This is a genomic window from Serinicoccus chungangensis (assembly GCF_006337125.1).
In the GTDB taxonomy this organism is placed as follows: Bacteria; Actinomycetota; Actinomycetes; order Actinomycetales; family Dermatophilaceae; genus Ornithinicoccus; species Ornithinicoccus chungangensis.
Map to the genome: position 1 here is coordinate 179,971 of NZ_CP040887.1, position 18,146 is coordinate 198,116.

An 18,146-nucleotide genomic window follows, 5' to 3' on the forward strand; every position below is an offset into this window, starting at 1 on the left:
TTTGTCGAAGGTCGCTCCCTGGGGCATGTCGCGGCCTGGTGCAGTCTCTCCGGGTCCCGCCACCACCGGTTGCGGTCGGCAGACCGACGGCTGCACAATGTTTGTCACGTGCGGTGCGACAGGCTTCGGGAGGCGGTCCGGTGGCAGGTGAGGCAGGGTGGGCAAGCGTGAACCCCGTCACCGAGCTGCGCGCCTTCCTCCGGGCTGCCCTGGTGACCAAGGTGCCCCGTGACCACCGTGACCCGCCCGCGGTCCGGCTCCGGCGCCAGGTGGTGGCCGGGCTGACCCTTGTCGTGGGGACCGCCCTGCTGTGGTGGTCCCTGCGTCTCGAGCCGGGCAACCCGCTCTTCTACCTGGGCAGCACCGCCCTCGCCGCCACCTGGGTGCTCGGGGCCTTCGCCTCGGGGCGCCTCTACCTCGGGCGCGGCAACACCCGTCGGGGAGAGTCCTACGCACGCCCCGTGGTGCAGTCCCTCGCCCTCGGTGCGCTGCTGCTCGCCGTGTTCACCGCCGGTGCCCTCCTCATCGCGCAGGTGCCGTTCCTGCTCGGCCCGGTCAACGAGCTGCTGGACCACGTGCGCTTCGCCTCGGTCCCGCTCGTGCTGGTCATCACCGTCATGAACGGCATCGCGGAGGAGATCTTCTTCCGCGGAGCGCTGTACGCCGCCATCCCGGAGCGTTGGACCGTCATCGCGACGACGGCCATCTACGCCCTGACGACGGTGGTGGCCGGCGTGCCGTTGCTCGTCTTCGCCGCCGTATGCCTGGGGCTGGTCTGCGGGCTGCAGCGCCGAGTCACCGGTGGGATCCTCGGCCCGGCCATCACCCACATCACCTGGTCCTCCGGGATGCTCCTCATCCTGCCCCCTCTCCTGTCGATCGTGAGCTGACACCATGACCACCTCCCCCTCCACCACCCCCGCCGGCGACCCCCGAGTGGCGCTGGTCACCGGCGCCACCGGCTACGTCGGAGGACTCCTCGTCCCCCGCCTGCTGGACGCCGGCTACACCGTCCGGGCCCTCACCCGGTCGGCCGACAAGCTGCCGCAGGAGTGGGCCGACCGCGTCGAGGCGACCGAGGGTGACGCCAACGACCCCGAGGACCTGGCCCAGGCGCTGGAGGGTGCCGACCTCGCCTACTACTTCATCCACTCCATGGACGGCTCGGGCGACTTCGTCGAGCGGGACCGGCGGCTCGCCCGCGAGTTCGGCCGCGCGGCCCGCGAGGCCGGCGTGCGCAGGATCGTCTACCTCTCCGGGCTGCACCCGCAGGGCAAGCTCTCCAAGCACCTGGCCTCCCGGGTCGAGGTCGGCGAGATCCTCATGGCCTGCGGGGTGCCGACCGCCGTGCTGCAGGCCGCGACGGTCATCGGCTCGGGCTCGGCCAGCTTCGAGATGCTGCGGCACCTCACCAAGAGGCTGCCGGTGATGGTGGCCCCGAAGTGGCTCAAGAACCGGATCCAGCCGGTGGGGATCGACGACGTGCTGCACTACCTCGTCGCGGCGGCGGACCTCCCGCCCGAGGTCAACCGGACCTTCGACGTCGGCGGTCCGGACGTGCTGACCTACAAGGCGATGATGCAGGGCTTCGCCGAGGAGACCGGGCTGCGGCACCGGATGATCGTCACGCTGCCCGTGCTCACCCCGTGGCTCGCCAGCCACTGGGTGGGTCTGGTCACGCCCGTCGACGCCGGGGTGGCCAAGCCGCTCGTCGGCTCGCTGGTCCACGAGGTCGTCTGCCAGGAGGACGACCTCAAGGAGATGGTGGGGGCCCCGCCCGGGGGAGCCACCCCGTACCGCGACGCGGTGCGGGCCGCCGTCGGCAGCCGCTAGCCGGTCGGACCGGGTATGAGGCTCTGGCCCTGCTCTCCACCCGGGTCTCCGGGGTGCGCACGACGTCGCCCGCCCGGAGACCGCCTGGGGTGCCGGTGTCGGTCCCAGCCCGTAGGGTCTGGGGGATGATCCGCTTCGAGAGCGTGACCAAGAGGTACCCCGACGGCACGACCGCGGTGGACGACCTCAGCCTGGAGGTGCCGCGAGGCGGCATCACGGTCTTCGTCGGACCCTCCGGGTGCGGCAAGACGACGAGCCTGCGGATGATCAACCGCATGGTCGAGCCCACGGAGGGGCGGATCCTCATCAACGACGAGGACGTCGCCGACCGGAAGCCGGCCCGGCTGCGCCGCTCCATCGGCTACGTCATCCAGCACGCCGGGCTGTTCCCGCACCGCACCGTGCTCGCCAACGTCATGACGGTGCCCACCCTCATCGGGTGGGACAAGGGTCGCGCCCGCACCGCCGCGATGGAGGCGATCGAGAAGGTGGGGCTCACCGCCGACCAGGCCTCGCGCTACCCGGCCCAGCTCTCCGGGGGGCAGCAGCAGCGCGTCGGCGTGGCGCGGGCGCTCGCCAGCGACCCGGAGGTGGTGCTCATGGACGAGCCCTTCAGCGCGGTCGACCCGCTGGTGCGCACCGACCTCCAGAACGAGGTGCGCCGCCTGCAGCGCGAGCTGGGGATCACCGTCGTGCTCGTCACCCACGACATCGACGAGGCCATCAGCCTCGGCGACCACGTCGCCGTCATGCGCCAGGGCGGGCACCTGGCCCAGCTCGCCAGTCCCGGGGAGCTGCTCACCGAGCCCGCCGACGACTTCGTGGCCAGCTTCGTCGGCAAGGACCGCGGCTACCGCAAGCTGGGGTTCACCACCACGCAGGTCGAGTCCGACCCGGAGCAGACCGTCGCGCTGGGCGAGGACGTCCCGGCCGGCCGCGGCTGGGTCCTCGTCGTCGACGAGGAGGGTCGGCCGCTCGGCTGGGTGGACCGCCAGGGCGGCTCCGGCGGGCCGGTGCGGGAGGAGGAGCTGCACCGTATGGGCTCGCTCGCCGAGGTCGGTGACTCGGCCCGGGTCTTCCTCGACGCCGCGCTCTCCGCGCCCTCCGGCCGCGGGGTCGTGGTCGAGGACGGCCGGGTGGTCGGGACCGTCGTGCCCGAGCGGGTCCTGGAGGCGATCAGGGCCCGGGGCGGGAGCGCCGCGTGATCGGGGGAGTCGCCTGGTCCACCGTCGGTGACCTCCTCCTGCGCCACCTTTACCTCGCCGGGGTGCCGCTGCTCGTGGGTCTGCTCATCAGCCTGCCCCTCGGGTGGCTGGCGACGCGCTACCGCTGGCTCGCCCCACCGATGATCGCGGGCACCGGGCTGCTCTACACCATCCCCTCGCTGGCGCTGTTCATCCTGCTTCCGCTGCTGCTCGGGACCCGGGTCCTGGACGACGCCAACGTCCTGGTGGCGATGACCCTGTACTCGATCGCGCTGCTCACCCGCACGGTCGCCGACGGTCTGGGCTCGGTGCCCGGGGCGACCCGCCAGGCGGCCACGGCCATGGGCTACGGCGAGCTGCGCCGCACCCTCGTCGTGGACCTGCCGCTGGCCGTGCCGGTCATCACCGCCGGGCTGCGCGTCGCGGCGGTGAGCAACGTCTCCATCGTCTCGGTGGCCGCGCTCATCGGGGTGAGCCAGCTCGGGCAGCTCTTCACCGAGGGCTTCAACCGCAACGACATGGGCCCGATCGTCGTGGGCATCGTCGCGTGCGTCGCGCTCGCGCTCGTCCTGGACGCGGGCATCGCGCTGCTCTCCCGGGCGCTGACCCCCTGGCTGCGGGCGGGGGTGGCCCGATGATCTCCCTGACCTGGCAGTGGCTCACCGATCCCGCCACCTGGACGGGCCCCGGGGGGATCATCGCCCAGAGCATCACGCACCTGCGGATCTCCCTCGTCGCGCTGGTCCTGGCGGCGCTGGTCGCCGTGCCCGTGGGACTGTTCATCGGCCACACCGGACGGGGGCGCTGGCTGGCGATCAACCTGGCCGGCGCGTTCCGTGCGATCCCCTCGCTCGGGGTCCTCTTCGTCGCGACCCTGCTGCTCCTGCCGCGGTTGAGCGGCGACCTGGCCTTCGAGCTGCCGGTCGTCCTGGTGCTCGTGCTGCTCGCGATCCCGCCCGTCCTGTCCGGCACGTATGCCGGGGTCGAGGCGGTCGACCCGGCGGCCCGGGACGCGGCGCGCGGGGTCGGGATGACCGAGGCGCAGATCCTGTGGCAGGTGGAGGTGCCGGCGGCCCTCCCCGCTGCTGCTGTCCGGGCTGCGCTCGGCCATGCTGCAGATCATCGCCACCGCCACCATCGCCGCCATCGTGGGCATCGGTGGCCTGGGCCGCTACCTCATCGACGGCCAGGCCTCCCGCCAGTACGAGGTCATGGCCGGTGGCGCGATCGTCGTGGCCCTGCTGGCGCTGCTGGTCGACCTGGTGATGGCCGGCATCCAGCGGCTCGTCGTCTCACCCGGGCTCGTCGTCGCCAAGGAGCACTGAGCACCCACCGATCTCGTGACCACATCGTGACCCACGCCACGGCATACCCCCACCGGACCCGACGTTCGACCAGACAACCCAACCCCACCGGGAGGACACCCCTCATGCGACGCACCGCAGTCATCACCCTCGCCCTGAGCGCGACCCTCGGCCTGGCCGCCTGCGGCGGCGGCAGCGACCCCATGGACACCGGCGGCGGCGGCGACGACGCCGGCAGCAGCGGCGACGCCGGAGCCGGCAGCATCACCATCGGGTCGGCCAACTTCCCGGAGAACGAGCTGCTCGCCGAGATCTACGCCGCGGCGCTCTCCGACGCCGGCGTGGAGGTGGACACCCAGCTCAACATCGGCAGCCGCGAGGCCTACATCGCCGGCATCCAGGACGGGTCGATCGACGCGCTGCCGGAGTACACCGGCGGGCTGGCGACCTACCTCAACCCGGAGATCACCGCGACCTCCTCCGAGGACGTCCTGCAGGACCTGCAGGAGAACCTGCCTGACGACCTGCAGGTCCTGGAGATCAGCGAGGCCGAGGACAAGGACTCCCTGGTCGTCACCAGCGAGACCGCCGAGGAGCTGGACCTCACGAGCATCGGCGACCTGGCCGACCACGCCGGCGACCTGACCCTCGGCGGCCCCCCGGAGTTCGAGACCCGACCCAACGGCGTCGACGGGCTGCAGGAGGTCTACGGGCTGGAGTTCGCCGGTTTCCGCTCGCTCGCGGCCGGCGCCAACCTCACCGTGCAGTCCCTGGCCAACGGCCAGGTCGACGTGGCCAACATCTTCACCACCAACCCGGCCATCGAGGAGAACGACTTCGTCGTCCTGGAGGACCCGGAGTCCCTCTTCGCCGCGCAGAACGTCGTGCCGCTCATCCGCGCCGACGCGGTCAACCCGACCATCGAGGAGGCCCTCAACGAGGTCTCGGCGGCGCTGAACACGGAGAACCTCACCTCGATGATGGTGCAGGTGCAGACCGAGGGTCAGGACCCGGCCGAGGTCGCCCGGGAGTTCGTCGACGAGAACCTCTGAGCCGCCCCTCAGCGCCGTAGGAGGTCGCGCGACACGGCGCGCGCGGCCTCCACGGCCGAGCGGGGGAGCGTCCGGCCGAGGGCGTGGCTCGAGCTCCCGTGGCCGCCGATCCACACCGGGACGGCGGGGTAGGCCTCGGTCAGCCGCTCGATGAGCTCGGCGGCTGGCTCCGCGTCGCGCGGCATCGGCACCGAGACCACGACGCCCGCCGGTCCGAGGGTGCGCACCGAGTGGTCCCAGCTCGCGACCGGGACGTCCGCGCCGAGGAACCGCACGTCGATCCCCTGCCGACGCAGGCACACCGCGAAGGCCAGCGCGCCGAGCTGGTGCAGCGCCCCGGGCGGCAGCCCGACCAGCGCCACCGGGGCGCCCTCGTTGAGACCGGCCGCGTCGAAGGCGGCCGACAGCCGACGGTGCACCGCGGCCGAGACGAAGTGCTCGCTGGCGACGTCGACCTCGCCGCGCTCCCAGGCCCGACCCAGCTCGGTGAGGGCGGGCATGAGCCATCCCTCGAGCGCGTGCTCGAAGGAGGTGCGCGCCAGGGCCCGGTCGAGCACCCCGGTGAGCAGGGTCTGGTCGTAGCGCTGCGCGGCGAGGATGAGGTCCGCGACGGGGGGACCCTCGACGGCGGGGAGGTCGGCGGTGTCGGCCGGTTCGAGAGCCTCCGCCTGGACCTGCGTCGCGGCGAGCGAGGCCGGGCTGCCCCCGCGCACCAGCTCGGCCATGCGGCTCAGCCGCCGGATGTCGGTGTCGTCGTAGAGCCGGTAGCGCGAGCTGCTGCGCTGCGGCTCGACGACGGCGTACCGGCGCTCCCAGGCGCGCAGCGTGGCGGGGGCCACGCCCGTGAGGTCGGCCACCTGCTTGACCGTGTAGCGCGCCTGCCCCATGGTCGCGGCCGCCTCTCCATCTAGGACAAAAGTGTGACGATCGTTGAACAGCCTAGGGCGACTGTACCGCGTGGCGGGGGCTTCGGTCAGGTGCCGACATCGGAGGCCTGCATCGGTCGGGGGCTCGTGCGGACGCACCGAGGGCCGCCACCCGTGCGGGTGGCGGCCCTCGGTCGGCCCCACGGCGCGCCGCGCCGTGGGACCGTGCGGCTCAGAGACCGTCGACGCGGCTCTCCGGTGCGGTGAGCCCCGGGTTGGCCCGCAGGTAGTCCACCAGGTTCGCGAGGTCCTCGGGGCCTCCGACGAGGTTGGTGCCCTCGGTGAACGCGGTGAAGCTGTCGCCACCCTGCTGGAGGAAGTTGAGGGTCGAGACCCGGTAGGTCCCGTCCATCTCCAGCGGGACGCCGTCCAGCGCCATCTCGCTCACCTTGCTGCCCTCGGGCTGGCTGTCGTCCCAGGTGTAGGTGAAGCCCTCCGACACACCCAGCGCGAGGTACTGCCGACCACGGTCGGGGACGTACTGCTGCTCGAGGACGGCCTTGATCTGGGCGCCGGTCATGTCGATCGAGACGAGGATGTTGCCGAACGGCATGACGTTGTAGGCCTCCTGGTAGGTGACCTCGCCCGCCTCCTCGTCGTTGCTGATCTGGTCGACGAGCAGGCTCGCGCGCACCCCGCCGACGTTCATGAAGGAGATCTGCGCCCCGCCCTCGTCGGCGCCGTCGGTGCCGGCGAGGATCGAGTCGGCGACGAGGTCGGCCATCGGCGTCTCGACGCCGCGGTCCCCACCGGCGTCACCCGTGATGTCCTCGGCGACGGTGCCGACGACCTCGCCCGCCAGGACCTCCGCCCGGGCGACCCAGGTGTCGACGACCTCGGCCATCTCCGGGTCGTCCGCGATGGACTGCAGCACCAGGTGGTTGTCGGCGTAGGCCCGGTCGCGGGTCACGTCACCGGAGGTGCGGGAGACGGTCAGCGCGGTCTCGGTGACGACCCGGCCGTACTGGTTGGCGCTGGTGACCAGGCGGTCGGCGCCGGCCGGGTCCGGGATCGAGCAGACGTAGGGCTGGTGGGTGTGGCCGGTGACGACGGCGTCGATGGCCGGGTCGAGGTTCTCGGCGATCTCGACGACCGGACCGGAGATGCCCTCGCACTGGTCGTAGGTACCGGTCTGGTAGCCACCCTCGTGCAGCAGCACGACGATCGACTCGACGCCCTGCTCGCGCAGCGCGGCCGCCTGGGCGTTGGCGGTCTCGACCTCGTCGAGGAAGTCGACGCTGGCGACGCCGCCGGGGCTGACCAGGGTCGGGGTCTCCTCCAGGGTCATCCCGATGAAGCCCACGTCGACGCCGTCGACGGTGCGCACCTCGGTGGCCGGCAGAATGGGCTCGCCGGACTCCTTGTCCACGACGTTGGCGGCCAGCCACTGGAAGTCCGCGCCGTCGTAGGGCTCGTCGCCGAAGCAGCCGCGCTCGGGGTGGCAGCCGCCCTCCTGCATGCGCAGGAGCTCGTCCACGCCCTCGTCGAACTCGTGGTTGCCGACCCCGGAGATGTCCAGGCCGGCGACCTCGAGGGTCTCCACGGACGGCTCGTCCTGGAAGAGGCCGGAGACGAAGGTCGACCCACCGATGAGGTCACCCGCGGCCACCGTCAGCGTCTGGTCCTCGAAGGACCGGGTCCGCAGGGCGTCCAGTGTCGAGCTGAGGTTGACCGCGCCACCGACGAGGTTCTGGTCGGGGTCCTGCTCCTCGTCGAGCGTCCCGTCCTCCTCCTCGATGTGGCCGTGGTAGTCGTTGAACGACAGCATCTGCACGACGAGCTCGTCGACCCAGAGCGGCAGCCACGTCTCGAGGGGGAGGGCGACGCCCGCCTCGGAGAGGGCGCCCTCCCCGCCGAACAGCACGAGGCCCTGCGGCGAGAGCCGGTCGAGCTCCGCGACCGTGGGCTCGGGGACCTCCGTGGCGCGGCTCAGCAGCAGCGGACCCCCGTGGAAGGCCGCCAGCGCCCCGCCGGTGAGCGCGTCGGGGTAGTCCTGGCCGCTGGCGAGGTAGGACACCGAGTCGAACTCGTAGGAGGAGGCCAGCGCGACGGCGGTCTCGTAGCGGTTGGCGCCGAAGACCCGGGTGGTGTCGGGCACCATCCCCGTCACGGCCTCGACCACGTCGTCGGACACGGCGCCGGACCCGCCGAGGACGACGACCGACTGCGGCTGCAGCGCGGCGATCGCCTCGGCCGTGCTCGGGCGCAGCTCGTCGGGGTCGGTGAGCAGCATCGGGGCGCCGTCACGCCCCGCGCGGGCGCCGCCGGTCAGCGCGTCCGGGAAGTCGGTCCCGGTCGCGAGGTAGAGCACGGGGAGGCCGGTCGGGAAGAGTCCGGCGATCTCGGCGGAGGTGTCGTAGCGGTTCTCGCCCGAGATGCGCACCACCTCGGCGCCGAAGCTCTCGAGCTCGGTCTCGACGGCCGCGGACACGGCCACGGTCCCGCCGACGACGATGATCTGGCTCGGCGCGAGGTCGTTCAGCGCCTCCGCCGTCGCGCTGGGCAGGGCGTCCTGCTTGGTCAGCAGCATCGGCACCGGCAGGCCGGCACCCTCGGTGTCCGGCCGGGACATCCCGCCCGCCGCACCGGCGGAGCCGGAGGGCATCTGCGCGCTGAGCGCGTCGGGGAAGGCCTGGCCCGAGGCGACGACCACGGTGCCCGTCGCGTCGTCGGGGAAGGCCCGCGCGATCTCGGCGGCGGTCTCGTAGCGGTCGGCGCCCGCGATGCGGTGCACCTGGGTCGGGTCCTCGATCTCGGGTGCCGTGGGCAGACTGGGCGCGCTCGTCGCGGCGGCGGCACCGCCACCGACGAGGGCGACCGCTGCGCCGACGGCCACGAGGCCACGACGTGCGGAAGGGTTACGGGGGGACATGCGTGGTGTTCTCCTCATGAGGTGTCCGTCGCAGGTTCCTCGGCGAACCCGCCGGAAGCAACGTAGCCCATGGTCGGCCGCCCGCACCTGACGAGAAGGTCACGGTCTGGTGAACCCGCGGAGGCGCGCCCCGAGGCGCAGGTGATGCACGTGGGACGCGTGTGTTCAATGAGGTGGATGAGGGTGGGCGGATGACGACTTGGTAAAGAAGGGCTGGTGAGGGGTACCGCGGCCGACCACGGGGACGTAGGCTGAGCGCGACGCCGGACCGTCCCGCCGAGGTGGTGGTCGGCGCTCGTCATGCATACGTCAGGTCGCTCCGGCGGCCACGAGACAGGTCAGGGGTCAGCAGTCGATGGCAGGCACAGGGGGACGACGTCGGGGTGGGGCCCGCATGCTCGCGACGTCCATGCTGACCGGGGCGCTCGCGCTCTCCTCGTCCATGGCGATCGCCGACGAGGAGCCGGCGACCGACCCTGCCGCACCGGTCGCCGCCGGCGCCGAGGGATCGGGCGGACCGGGGGACGGTCAGGGCCAGCCCGACCCCGCCGGTGACGCGCCCGCGGACGGCACCCAGGGCGACGGCACCCAGGGCACCGGCGCGCCGGTCGCGCCCGCCCCGGGGGGCGGGGGGTTCTCGCACAGCGGGTCGCCCGCCGGGCCGGCGAGCTTCGTGCAGCTGCCGGAGGACCCCGCCTATCCCGTCCCCGGGCCCCCGCAGAACGACGACCTGCCGGTCGAGGTCGACGAGGACACGGCATACCAGAACCAGCTGTCCTGCGACCCCGAGGACCGTCCGGGCGTCATCGCCTTCGCACTCCTCCTCACCGAGCACTACGGCCGCCCGGGGTGGACCGGTGCGCGCCCGTGCATCGACTACATGAGCCAGCACCACGACGGCCGTGCCCTGGACTGGCAGCTGGACGCCTTCGACCCGCACGAGCGTCGGATCGGGGACGCCGCCGTGGCCTGGCTGACCGAGGACGACGGCGAGATGATGCGCCGCTTCGGCATCGAGTACATCATCTGGAACGGCCTCGTCTTCATGAAGGACGACAACGAGTGGCGGCACTACGTCGGCCCCAGCCCGCACACCGACCACGTGCACCTGTCCTTCACCTGGGACGGCGCGATGATGCGGACCTCCTGGTGGACCGGTGTCGCGGTGACCCGGCCCGACCTCGGGCCGTGCGACACCGTCACGCGGGAGTACGCCGCGCTGCACACCTTCCCCCGGTTCGAGCCGTGCGCCGACCCGGCCGTGGCCGCCCCCGCGAGCGACCTCGCGCGGGTGCGTCCCGGTGAGTCGGGGCCGGGGGTGTCGATGCTGCAGACCGTCCTCGGCATCGAGCCCACCGGGGTCCTGGACGCGCCCACCCGCACCGCCCTCGTCGAGTGGCAGACCGAGCACGAGCTGCCGGCGACCGGCGTCGCGGACGCCCTGACCTACGCCGCGGCCCAGGGGTGGGACCTGGACGAGGTCCCGGCCTCGGCGCTCTCGGTCACCCCCGAGGACTGGCAGGTCTCGCAGTTCACCCCCTACCGGCGCACCACCGTGACCCAGGGCGACCAGGGCAAGGCCGTCACGGTGCTCCAGGAGGCCCTGGGCGCCGAGCCCGACGGGGACTTCGGGCCGAAGACCGCCGAGGCGCTGGCGGAGTGGGAGCAGACCGTCCCGGTGCTCGCCGAGCAGGCCGAGCGGCGGGGTGACGAGCCCGCCGTGGTGACCCCGCTGACCTGGGTCTACCTCGAGCGGGCGGCGCACCCGACCATGGCGCTGCGCGACGTCGAGCTCGCCGAGGGCAGCCGCGACGTCGGCGCGGACCCGGACGGCGAGCTCGCCGCCCGCGCCGCGGTCGAGGGTCGTGACGACAGCCCCTACGCCGGCGGCGCGGTGGCCGTGCTCCAGGAGCTGCTCGGTGTCGAGGCCGACGGCAGCTTCGGCCCGCTGACCGCGCAGGCCGTCCGCGAGGTCCAGGAGGACGCCGGGCTCGAGGCGACCGGCGAGGTCGACGGCCCCACCTGGGTCGCGGTCGAGGCGGCGGCCATCGACGCCGAGCGCGTGGCGGGTGCCCCCGGCCTCGAGGCGCAGCGCGCCCGCGAGGAGGCCGCGAAGGAGAAGGAGCGCCAGGAGGAGGAGCGCCAGGAGCGTGAGGCCGAGCTGGAGCGGCAGCGCGCCCGGGAGCAGCACGAGGCGGCCGTCGAGGACGCCGGCCGTTGACCGGCCCCTCCCGCGGATGAGCCACCCACGTCGACGTCGCGGCGGCGCTGTCCTGGCCTCCGCACTGCTTGTCGGGGTCCTGGGCGCCGGCGGTCTCGGCATGGTGGCGACCTCGGCGGCGGACCCCGGGGCGGAGGGGGAGCCCGGCTGGTCGCAGGTGCAGGCGGCCACCCCGGGAGCGGTCGGGTGGTCCGGCCTGGGGCAGGCACCCTGCCCGGAGGGCATGACGCGGCGCGTGAGCGTGGGCAGCTGGAGCATGGACTCCTCCGTCCCCCAGTCGCGGTTCAACGACGGCTGGGGCGTGGTGTCCTCCCGGGACGGCGGGGCCGCCCGGGCGGTGGTGTCCTCCTCCGACCCGAGCGACCACTTCTTCCTCCCCTACGTCAAGGTCTCCGTCGACCGCCGCACCATGCTCGCCCTGTCCACCCGCGGCACCCAGGGCAACTCCGCGCACACCCGCGTGCAGATGAACTCCGTGGACCTGCGGGTCTACGCCGGGTCGTCGTGGGACGGCCGGGTCTACGACGTCACCGCCGCCACCGACGACGAGAACGGCCACCTCGGCACGTGGTTCGAGCACACCAGCCGGGCCGGTGCCACCACCCGCTGGGACGTCGACAACGTCCAGGTCTACACCTGTCGCGACGCCCCGGTCTCCCGCATCTCCGGGTCGGACCGGTATGCCTCGGCCGCCCGCATCGCCGCGACGTACCCGGCCGGGGTGCCGGTCGCCTACCTCGCGACGGGGGAGAACTTCCCGGACGCCATCGGCGCCTCGGCCCTCGCGGCCCAGCGCGACGCGCCCGTGCTGCTCACCCGCTCGGACCGCCTGCCCGGCGCGACCGCGGCCCAGCTGGACCGTCTCTCGCCGCAGCGCCTGGTGGTGCTCGGCGGCACCGGTGCGGTCAGCTCGGCGGTCGCCCGGGAGGCCGGCGCCTACGCCGGCGCGACGAGCCGGGTGACCGGCGCGACCCGCTACGACGTCTCGGCGGCGCTCGCCCAGGCCTACTCCCCGGGTCGCCCGGTCCTCTACGTCGCGAGCGGGGCCAACTTCCCCGACGCCCTGGCCATCGGTGCCCTGGCGGGCGACCAGGGGGCCCCGGTGCTCCTCACCCCGACCGGCGGGCTGCACCCGGCGGTCGAGGAGCAGATCGCCCGGCTCGACCCCGGGCGGATCGTCGTGGTCGGTGGTCCGGTCGCGGTGTCCGACACGGTCGTCAGCCAGCTGCGGCGGCACACGTCGGGCTCGGTGACCCGCCTCACCGGCAGCAACCGGTATGCCGTGGCCGCGGCCGTCGCGCGGCAGTTCGACCCCGGGCCCGCGCGCGTCTACGTCGCCACCGGCACCTCGTTCCCGGACGCCCTCGTGGGCGCCGCCCGCGCGGGCAGCCAGGGGGTGCCCGTCGTCCTCACCCGGCAGGACCAGCTCGTCAGCGACGCCCGGTCGGCGCTGCAGGCGATGGACCCGCTCCGGGGGGTCCTGCTCGGTGGACAGGTGGCGCTGAGCTCGGTCGTCATGGACCAGGTCGGCGCGCAGGTCGGGTGAGGAGGACCGATGCAGACCACGCACCGACTGCTCTCCGGTGAGGGAGTGCGCGTCGACGTCCCCGACGCCACCGCACTGCCGGGAGGGACGGCGCTGGCCGTCCTGGCCCTCGAGGGCGCCGGCCAGCTGGAGGTCACCTCCGGCACCGACGCCGACCTCGGGTTCTACCTCGAGGTCACCGGGACCACCCTGCAGCGGGAGGTCGCGCTGCGCGACGGCCGGTCGCTGCGCTACGGGCGCCTCGGCGGCGACCCGCAGCAGGGTCTGGGCTGGTCCGTCGAGGTCGGGGCCCACCACGTCTACGGCTCGACCGTGCCGGCCATGGACGTCGAGGCCCTCAGCGGCTACCTCGCCGACGTGGACCTCCAGGAGGACCGGCTGGGGCCGGTGATGACCCCGACCGGCCGGGCCGGCTGGTCCCCCTACCGCACGCAGACCCTCGCCCAGGTGGTCGAGCTCGCCGGGCCGGGCGCCGCCGGTGACGGCGGGACCCCCGGCTACCTCCTGGACGTCCGGCGGGCCCGCACCGGCCAGCTGCAGAGCGGACGCTCCTCCGGCGCCCCCGTGCGGGGCGGGCTGCTGTCGCGGTCCTCGGGGGAGGAGCGCCACCCGTACGCCGTGCTCGAGAGCGCCGACTTCGTGACCTACGGCATGCCGGGCAGCGAGGAGGTCGTCGACGCGGTCGTCGCCTCGATGGCCGAGGTCGCCGTGGAGCTGGTCCGGTGAGTGCGCTCGCGGCGGCGTGCGCGTGGGCCGTCGGGGCCGTGCTGCTCGCCTCCGGCCTGTCGCACACCCGGGCGCCCGGGTCGACGCGGGCCGCGCTGCAGGCCCACGGGACCCTGCCGGCCCCCACCCACCGGTGGCTCGCCCTCGGGCTGGGCCCCGTCGAGCTCGTGCTGGCCGTCGGCCTGCTCGCGGCCGGGGCGGGTCTGCTCGGCGGCCCGGGCGTCCGCGCCCTCGCCCTCGGTGCCGCCGCGCTCTGCCTGGGTTTCGCGGCCTACCTCCGGGTGGTGCGGCGGCGCACCCACGGGCAGGAGGTCCCCTGCGGCTGCGGGCTCGGCACCGCCCCGGTCACCGGCTGGAGCGTGCTGCGGGCCGGTCTGCTGGCCGCCTTCGCGCTCGTGACGCTGGCGCTGCCGACCGGCCCGTGGACCGCCGCCCCCGGCGCACCGGTCTGGGCCCAGGTCGTCGTGGCGGCCGGCGGCGGGCTGGCGCTCGCCGTGGCCACGGCCGCGCTGCCCGCCGCCCGGGCGGTCCCCGCCGGGCTCACCACCCTGACCGGGGCGGCGCGATGAGCTTCACCGCCTCCGCCCTCGTGCTCGCGTTCGTCGCCATCGCGCTCCTCGCCCTGGGGCTGGCCGGTCTGCTGCGGCAGGTCAGCCTGCTCACCCAGCAGCTCGAGGGCGGTGCGGCGGCACCGCACCGGGGCGCCGGCGCGCGCACCACCCGTGAGCTGGTGGGGTTCCGGGTGCCGGGGGACCTGGCCGCCGAGCTCGTCGACCCCGCCGCACGGCATACCCTCCTCGCCTTCGTCTCTCCCGGGTGCAGCTCGTGCTCCATCACCCTGCGGTCGCTCGCCGCGGACCCGCAGGTCGTGGACGGGTCGACGGCGCTGACCCTCGTGTCGGCGGGCTCCTGCGGCCCCGGTCTGCAGGACGCCGAAGGATCGGCGCGGCTGCACTGCCTGCCGCAGGGCCGGGCGGTGATGGACCGGCTGGCGGTCCCGGCCACCCCCTACCTCGCGCTGCTCGACGCCTCGGGCACCCTCCGGGCGGCGCTGCTGCCCGAGGAGGACACCGATCTCGGCGCCTGGCTGCGCCAGGTCGACTCGCCGCTCCGCCAGGTCGACTCGCCGCTCCGCCAGGTCGACTCGCCCCTTCACCAGGCCGCTGCACGACCGACGACGAGGGAGGACGGCCCGTCATGACCCGCTTCGAGGACCTGCCGGTGGCCGACACCGGACGCCTGCGTGACCGGCTGCGGGAGCGGCCCAGCCGTCGCGGTTTCCTGGCCCGGGTGCTGGGCGCGGGGACGGCGGTCGGTGTCGGGTCGCTGGCGCTGGTCAACCGGGGCGGCAGCCAGGTGCGGGCGCAGGCCGCCTACTTCCTGGACTACACCGACACCTCGACCGGGCCGTGCGCGACCTACGCCCGCGACCACACCGAGAACGGCATCCAGTGCGGCCCCTCGCCCATGTGCCGCGACGGGTCGTGCTGCTGGAAGTACCGCTCCGGGGCCGGCAACGTCGTGGCCTGGCACAAGAACGGGCCCGGGGTCGACCGCTACTACACCCACCGGCCGGACGACTGCTGGGGCGGCGTCTACGACTCCTGGCACTGGAAGTTCAGCGACGGCCGGACCTACCGCTGCTCCGACGGCTGGACCTGCTCCGGCTCGGGCTCCTGCGTCGCGACGATCTGCCCGTGGGCGATCTAGAGGACCCGGACCTGCCGGTCGTGGCCGACGCCGCGACCGGGGTCCCGCTGCGCCGCCGCTGGGCCGCCGACCCGTTGCCGCTGCTCCTGCTCCTCGGGGCCGGCGGCCTGGCCTGCCTGCTGCTGCTCCCGGTCGCGGGGCCGCTGTGGATCGTCCCGGCGCTCTTCGCGGTGACCGTCGCCGGGGTGGCGCTGTCCGGGTCTACCTGAGGCGTCAACAGCGCGTGGGCGCTGGTGGCCTCGGTCCGGGGCCGACAACGACAGCTCTCCCTCTGGGGAGCCTTCGCCGCCGGGACGACCCTGGGCGGTGCCGCCACCGGGCTGGGTCTCGGTGTCCTGGCCGGGCTGGTCAGCCCGGTGCCGCCGCAGGTGCGGCTGGTGCTGCTCGTGGTGCTCGTGGTGGCGCTCGTCCTGCTCGACGCGGTCACCCCGAGGCTCCCGCTGCCGCAGCGCTCGATCCTCATCCCCCAGGAGGTGTTCGCCCGGGGCATGGCGCGGGGCGGGCTGCGCTTCGGCCTGGAGTACGGCTGCGGGTGGCGGACGCTCGTGCCGTCCGCCGCGGCATACCTCGCCGCGGTGTTCGTCCTGCTCGTCGTGCCGCCGTGGTGGGTCGCCGTCGTCCTGGGTGCCGCCTTCGGCCTCTCCCGGTCCTGGGCGGTGCTCCTCTCCATCTGCCTGGGCTCACCCGGCTGGCAGGCCTTCCTGGCCGGGCACTCGCGCGTCCTGGAGCGCACCGGCAGCGCGCTCGCCGGGGTGCTGCTGCTCGCGGCGGCCTGGTCGCGGCTGGGCGGATAGGGTGGGAGGTATGGCGCGTCCCCACATCGCCGCCCAGCTCGAGGACTCCGTCCGACGGCGCACGAGCTCCAGCCTGCGTCGACGCGGCTGGCACGAGCGGTTGTTCGGCTACACCGGCTACGGCACGCCCGACCGGGGCCGGGTCTTCGCCCGGGTGCTGCTGTCGCGGCACGAGCCGGAGGAGTCGCGCACCGCGCTCACGCACGCGCAGGACTCGCTGCTCGACATCGCCCAGCGCGGCTGGCGGCTGTTCCTCACCGCGCCCGCCGTGGGGGTGACGGTCCACGTGCGGCTCGGGCAGGCGCATGCCACGGCCCGCACCGACCGCGGTGGCTACGTCGACGTCGAGCTGCCCCGGCACGGCCTCGGTCCGGGCTGGCAGGAGGCGCACCTCGACCTCGGCAACGGTGACTCGCTCACGGTGTCGGTGCTGGTCGTCGATCCGGCCGAGGGGGTCGGCCTGGTCAGCGACATCGACGACACGGTGATGGTGACCCACCTGCCTCGCATGTTCATCGCGGGGTGGAACACCTTCGTCCGCTCCGAGCAGGTGCGGCAGGCGGTGCCCGGCATGAGCGCGATGTACCGCGCCCTGCTCGCCGACGACCCGGGCATGCCGGTGTTCTACCTGTCGACCGGGGCGTGGAACACCGCGCCCGCCCTCACCCGCTTCCTGCGGCGCCACGACTTCCCGGTCGGTCCGATGCTGCTCACCGACTGGGGGCCGACCAACACCGGGTGGTTCCGGTCCGGGCAGGAGCACAAGGAGGCCGAGCTGCGGCGGCTGCGCGAGGACTTCCCCGGGATGCGCTGGATCCTCGTCGGTGACGACGGCCAGCACGACCCGGTGATCTACGGCGAGTTCGCCCAGGAGCACCCGGAGGCGGTCGAGGCGATCTGCCTGCGCGAGCTGACCCCCGCCGAGCAGGTCCTCTCCAGCGGTCTCCCGGTCGCGACCGACCAGCTGCTGGGCAAGCGCGTGCAGGTGCCGATGCTCAAGGCGTCCAACGGCTTCGGGCTGCACCAGCTCCTCGTCGGCGCCCGCAGCCGCACCCGGCCGGCGGAGGAGTCCTGATGCCCGAGCTGCCGGAGGTGCAGGCCCTCACGAACTTCCTGTCCGACCGGGTCACCGGGCGGGTCGTCACCGACACCGAGCTCGGGTCGATCGCCGTGCTCAAGACCTTCGACCCTCCGCCCTCCGCCCTCGTCGGGGCGCCGGTCGACGCGGTCCGCCGCCACGGCAAGTTCGTCGACCTCGACGTCGACGGCACCCACCTGGTCTTCCACCTGGCCCGGGCGGGATGGTTGAGGTGGTACGACGAGGTCCCCCGGACGCAGGTGCGGCCCGGGCGCAGCCCCATCGCCCTGCGGGTGCGGCTGGACGACGGCGCCGGCTTCGACCTCACCGAGGCAGGGACCAAGAAGGGCCTCGCGGCGTATGTCGTGACCGACCCGGCCCAGGTGCCCGGGGTGGCGACACTGGGCCCGGACCCGCTGGCCGACGACTTCGACGAGGCCGCGTTCGCCGCGCTGCTGCGAGGGCGGCGCACCCAGGTCAAGGGCGTGCTGCGGGACCAGTCCATCCTCGCCGGGGTCGGCAACGCCTACTCCGACGAGATCCTGCACGCGGCCCGGCTCTCGCCCTTCGCGCTGGCGGCCGGCCTGACCCCGGAGCAGGTCGGCGAGCTCTACCGGGCGCTGCGCACGACCCTGGAGGCGGCGGTGATGGCGGCCGAGGGCAAGCCCGCCGCCGCCCTGAAGGACGCCAAGCGTGCCGGCATGAACGTCCACGGCCGCACCGGGGAGGCCTGCCCGGTGTGCGGCGACACCGTGCGCGAGGTCTCCTTCGCCGACTCCTCGCTGCAGTACTGCCCCACCTGCCAGACCGGCGGCAAGCCCCTCGCCGACCGCCGCATGTCGCGCCTCCTGCGCTGACCGCTCCCCGGCCCGAGAGGGC

18 protein-coding genes and 1 pseudogene are annotated in these 18,146 nt (G+C 73.9%); 17 read left to right on the top strand and 2 right to left on the bottom strand.

The window, feature by feature from the left end:
• The first annotated feature begins 167 nt into the window (after positions 1 to 167).
• The 7 genes and pseudogenes from FHD63_RS00755 to FHD63_RS00780 all read left to right on the top strand — a co-directional run bounded on the left by FHD63_RS00755 (position 168) and on the right by FHD63_RS00780 (position 5,394).
• Positions 168 to 890 carry a CPBP family intramembrane glutamic endopeptidase gene (locus tag FHD63_RS00755; protein WP_139719298.1) on the top strand — a complete coding sequence of 241 codons (723 nt, stop codon included), beginning with the start codon at positions 168 to 170 and terminating at the stop codon, positions 888 to 890.
• A 4-nt stretch (positions 891 to 894) separates the two neighbouring features.
• Entirely contained in the window at positions 895 to 1,833 is a 939-nt protein-coding gene (locus tag FHD63_RS00760; protein ID WP_139719299.1) for an NAD(P)H-binding protein, read from the top strand.
• A gap of 125 nt (positions 1,834 to 1,958) precedes the next feature.
• Positions 1,959 to 3,038, top strand: a complete 1,080-nt coding sequence (locus tag FHD63_RS00765) for an ABC transporter ATP-binding protein (RefSeq protein WP_139719301.1) — start codon at positions 1,959 to 1,961, stop codon at positions 3,036 to 3,038.
• Positions 3,035 to 3,676: an ABC transporter permease gene (locus tag FHD63_RS00770; RefSeq protein WP_139719303.1), complete on the top strand. Its 642-nt coding sequence runs from the start codon at positions 3,035 to 3,037 to the stop codon at positions 3,674 to 3,676. The genes FHD63_RS00765 and FHD63_RS00770 overlap by 4 nt, the downstream gene beginning before the upstream one ends.
• Positions 3,673 to 4,056, top strand: a pseudogene (locus FHD63_RS16820) (ABC transporter permease); the annotation flags it as partial. The gene FHD63_RS00770 and the pseudogene FHD63_RS16820, both read left to right, overlap by 4 nt.
• A gap of 91 nt (positions 4,057 to 4,147) precedes the next feature.
• A complete protein-coding gene (locus FHD63_RS16825; RefSeq protein ID WP_275100658.1) occupies positions 4,148 to 4,363 on the top strand; it encodes a hypothetical protein in 216 nt (71 codons plus the stop codon).
• A gap of 104 nt (positions 4,364 to 4,467) precedes the next feature.
• On the top strand, positions 4,468 to 5,394 hold the full coding sequence (locus tag FHD63_RS00780; RefSeq protein ID WP_139719305.1) for an ABC transporter substrate-binding protein: 927 nt from the start codon (positions 4,468 to 4,470) through the stop codon (positions 5,392 to 5,394).
• Between the two features lie 8 nt (positions 5,395 to 5,402).
• On the opposite strand, the gene FHD63_RS00785 is transcribed toward FHD63_RS00780, so the two are convergent.
• Both FHD63_RS00785 and FHD63_RS00790 read right to left on the bottom strand, forming a co-directional pair.
• Positions 5,403 to 6,281, bottom strand: a complete 879-nt coding sequence (locus tag FHD63_RS00785) for a MerR family transcriptional regulator (protein WP_139719306.1) — start codon at positions 6,279 to 6,281, stop codon at positions 5,403 to 5,405.
• Between the two features lie 211 nt (positions 6,282 to 6,492).
• The gene (locus FHD63_RS00790) at positions 6,493 to 9,192 is read right to left on the bottom strand and encodes a cell wall-binding repeat-containing protein (RefSeq protein ID WP_158296674.1); all 2,700 of its coding nucleotides are present in this window, start codon (positions 9,190 to 9,192) and stop codon (positions 6,493 to 6,495) included.
• 394 nt (positions 9,193 to 9,586) lie between these two features.
• Between FHD63_RS00790 and FHD63_RS00795 the strand changes: the two genes are divergently transcribed.
• The 10 genes from FHD63_RS00795 to FHD63_RS00840 are packed head-to-tail and all read left to right on the top strand — an operon-like array spanning position 9,587 to position 18,124.
• Positions 9,587 to 11,413, top strand: coding sequence for a peptidoglycan-binding domain-containing protein (locus FHD63_RS00795; protein ID WP_139719310.1), 1,827 nt, complete (start codon positions 9,587 to 9,589; stop codon positions 11,411 to 11,413).
• 16 nt (positions 11,414 to 11,429) lie between these two features.
• On the top strand, positions 11,430 to 12,959 hold the full coding sequence (locus tag FHD63_RS00800; protein ID WP_139719312.1) for a cell wall-binding repeat-containing protein: 1,530 nt from the start codon (positions 11,430 to 11,432) through the stop codon (positions 12,957 to 12,959).
• A gap of 9 nt (positions 12,960 to 12,968) precedes the next feature.
• On the top strand, positions 12,969 to 13,685 hold the full coding sequence (locus FHD63_RS00805) for a hypothetical protein (RefSeq protein WP_139719314.1): 717 nt from the start codon (positions 12,969 to 12,971) through the stop codon (positions 13,683 to 13,685).
• Positions 13,682 to 14,254 carry a MauE/DoxX family redox-associated membrane protein gene (locus FHD63_RS15865; protein ID WP_158296675.1) on the top strand — a complete coding sequence of 191 codons (573 nt, stop codon included), beginning with the start codon at positions 13,682 to 13,684 and terminating at the stop codon, positions 14,252 to 14,254. Before FHD63_RS00805 ends, FHD63_RS15865 begins: the two co-directional genes overlap by 4 nt.
• A complete protein-coding gene (locus FHD63_RS00815; protein ID WP_139719316.1) occupies positions 14,251 to 14,886 on the top strand; it encodes a hypothetical protein in 636 nt (211 codons plus the stop codon). The genes FHD63_RS15865 and FHD63_RS00815 overlap by 4 nt, the downstream gene beginning before the upstream one ends.
• Positions 14,883 to 15,395 (top strand): hypothetical protein, encoded by a 513-nt coding sequence (locus FHD63_RS00820; protein WP_139719318.1) that lies wholly within the window; start codon positions 14,883 to 14,885, stop codon positions 15,393 to 15,395. Before FHD63_RS00815 ends, FHD63_RS00820 begins: the two co-directional genes overlap by 4 nt.
• A complete protein-coding gene (locus FHD63_RS00825; protein ID WP_139719320.1) occupies positions 15,383 to 15,604 on the top strand; it encodes a hypothetical protein in 222 nt (73 codons plus the stop codon). The genes FHD63_RS00820 and FHD63_RS00825 overlap by 13 nt, the downstream gene beginning before the upstream one ends.
• A 24-nt stretch (positions 15,605 to 15,628) precedes the next feature.
• Positions 15,629 to 16,189 carry a hypothetical protein gene (locus FHD63_RS00830; protein ID WP_139719322.1) on the top strand — a complete coding sequence of 187 codons (561 nt, stop codon included), beginning with the start codon at positions 15,629 to 15,631 and terminating at the stop codon, positions 16,187 to 16,189.
• 10 nt (positions 16,190 to 16,199) lie between these two features.
• The gene (locus tag FHD63_RS00835) at positions 16,200 to 17,264 is read left to right on the top strand and encodes an App1 family protein (protein ID WP_139719324.1); all 1,065 of its coding nucleotides are present in this window, start codon (positions 16,200 to 16,202) and stop codon (positions 17,262 to 17,264) included.
• On the top strand, positions 17,264 to 18,124 hold the full coding sequence (locus tag FHD63_RS00840; protein ID WP_139719326.1) for an Fpg/Nei family DNA glycosylase: 861 nt from the start codon (positions 17,264 to 17,266) through the stop codon (positions 18,122 to 18,124). The genes FHD63_RS00835 and FHD63_RS00840 overlap by 1 nt, the downstream gene beginning before the upstream one ends.
• The last annotated feature ends 22 nt before the right edge of the window (positions 18,125 to 18,146 follow it).

Bases quoted from the DNA above. Each gene is read 5' to 3' on its own strand.
- FHD63_RS00820 (WP_139719318.1), top strand. From the start codon at position 14,883: ATGACCCGCTTCGAGGACCTGCCGGTGGCCGACACCGGACGCCTGCGT.
- FHD63_RS00790 (WP_158296674.1), bottom strand. From the start codon at position 9,192: ATGTCCCCCCGTAACCCTTCCGCACGTCGTGGCCTCGTGGCCGTCGGC.
- FHD63_RS00835 (WP_139719324.1), top strand. From the start codon at position 16,200: ATGGCGCGTCCCCACATCGCCGCCCAGCTCGAGGACTCCGTCCGACGG.
- FHD63_RS16825 (WP_275100658.1), top strand. From the start codon at position 4,148: ATGCTGCAGATCATCGCCACCGCCACCATCGCCGCCATCGTGGGCATC.
- FHD63_RS00840 (WP_139719326.1), top strand. From the start codon at position 17,264: ATGCCCGAGCTGCCGGAGGTGCAGGCCCTCACGAACTTCCTGTCCGAC.
- FHD63_RS00800 (WP_139719312.1), top strand. From the start codon at position 11,430: ATGAGCCACCCACGTCGACGTCGCGGCGGCGCTGTCCTGGCCTCCGCA.
- FHD63_RS00785 (WP_139719306.1), bottom strand. From the start codon at position 6,281: ATGGGGCAGGCGCGCTACACGGTCAAGCAGGTGGCCGACCTCACGGGC.
- FHD63_RS00815 (WP_139719316.1), top strand. From the start codon at position 14,251: ATGAGCTTCACCGCCTCCGCCCTCGTGCTCGCGTTCGTCGCCATCGCG.
- FHD63_RS00795 (WP_139719310.1), top strand. From the start codon at position 9,587: ATGCTCGCGACGTCCATGCTGACCGGGGCGCTCGCGCTCTCCTCGTCC.
- FHD63_RS00780 (WP_139719305.1), top strand. From the start codon at position 4,468: ATGCGACGCACCGCAGTCATCACCCTCGCCCTGAGCGCGACCCTCGGC.
- FHD63_RS00760 (WP_139719299.1), top strand. From the start codon at position 895: ATGACCACCTCCCCCTCCACCACCCCCGCCGGCGACCCCCGAGTGGCG.
- FHD63_RS00805 (WP_139719314.1), top strand. From the start codon at position 12,969: ATGCAGACCACGCACCGACTGCTCTCCGGTGAGGGAGTGCGCGTCGAC.
- FHD63_RS00765 (WP_139719301.1), top strand. From the start codon at position 1,959: ATGATCCGCTTCGAGAGCGTGACCAAGAGGTACCCCGACGGCACGACC.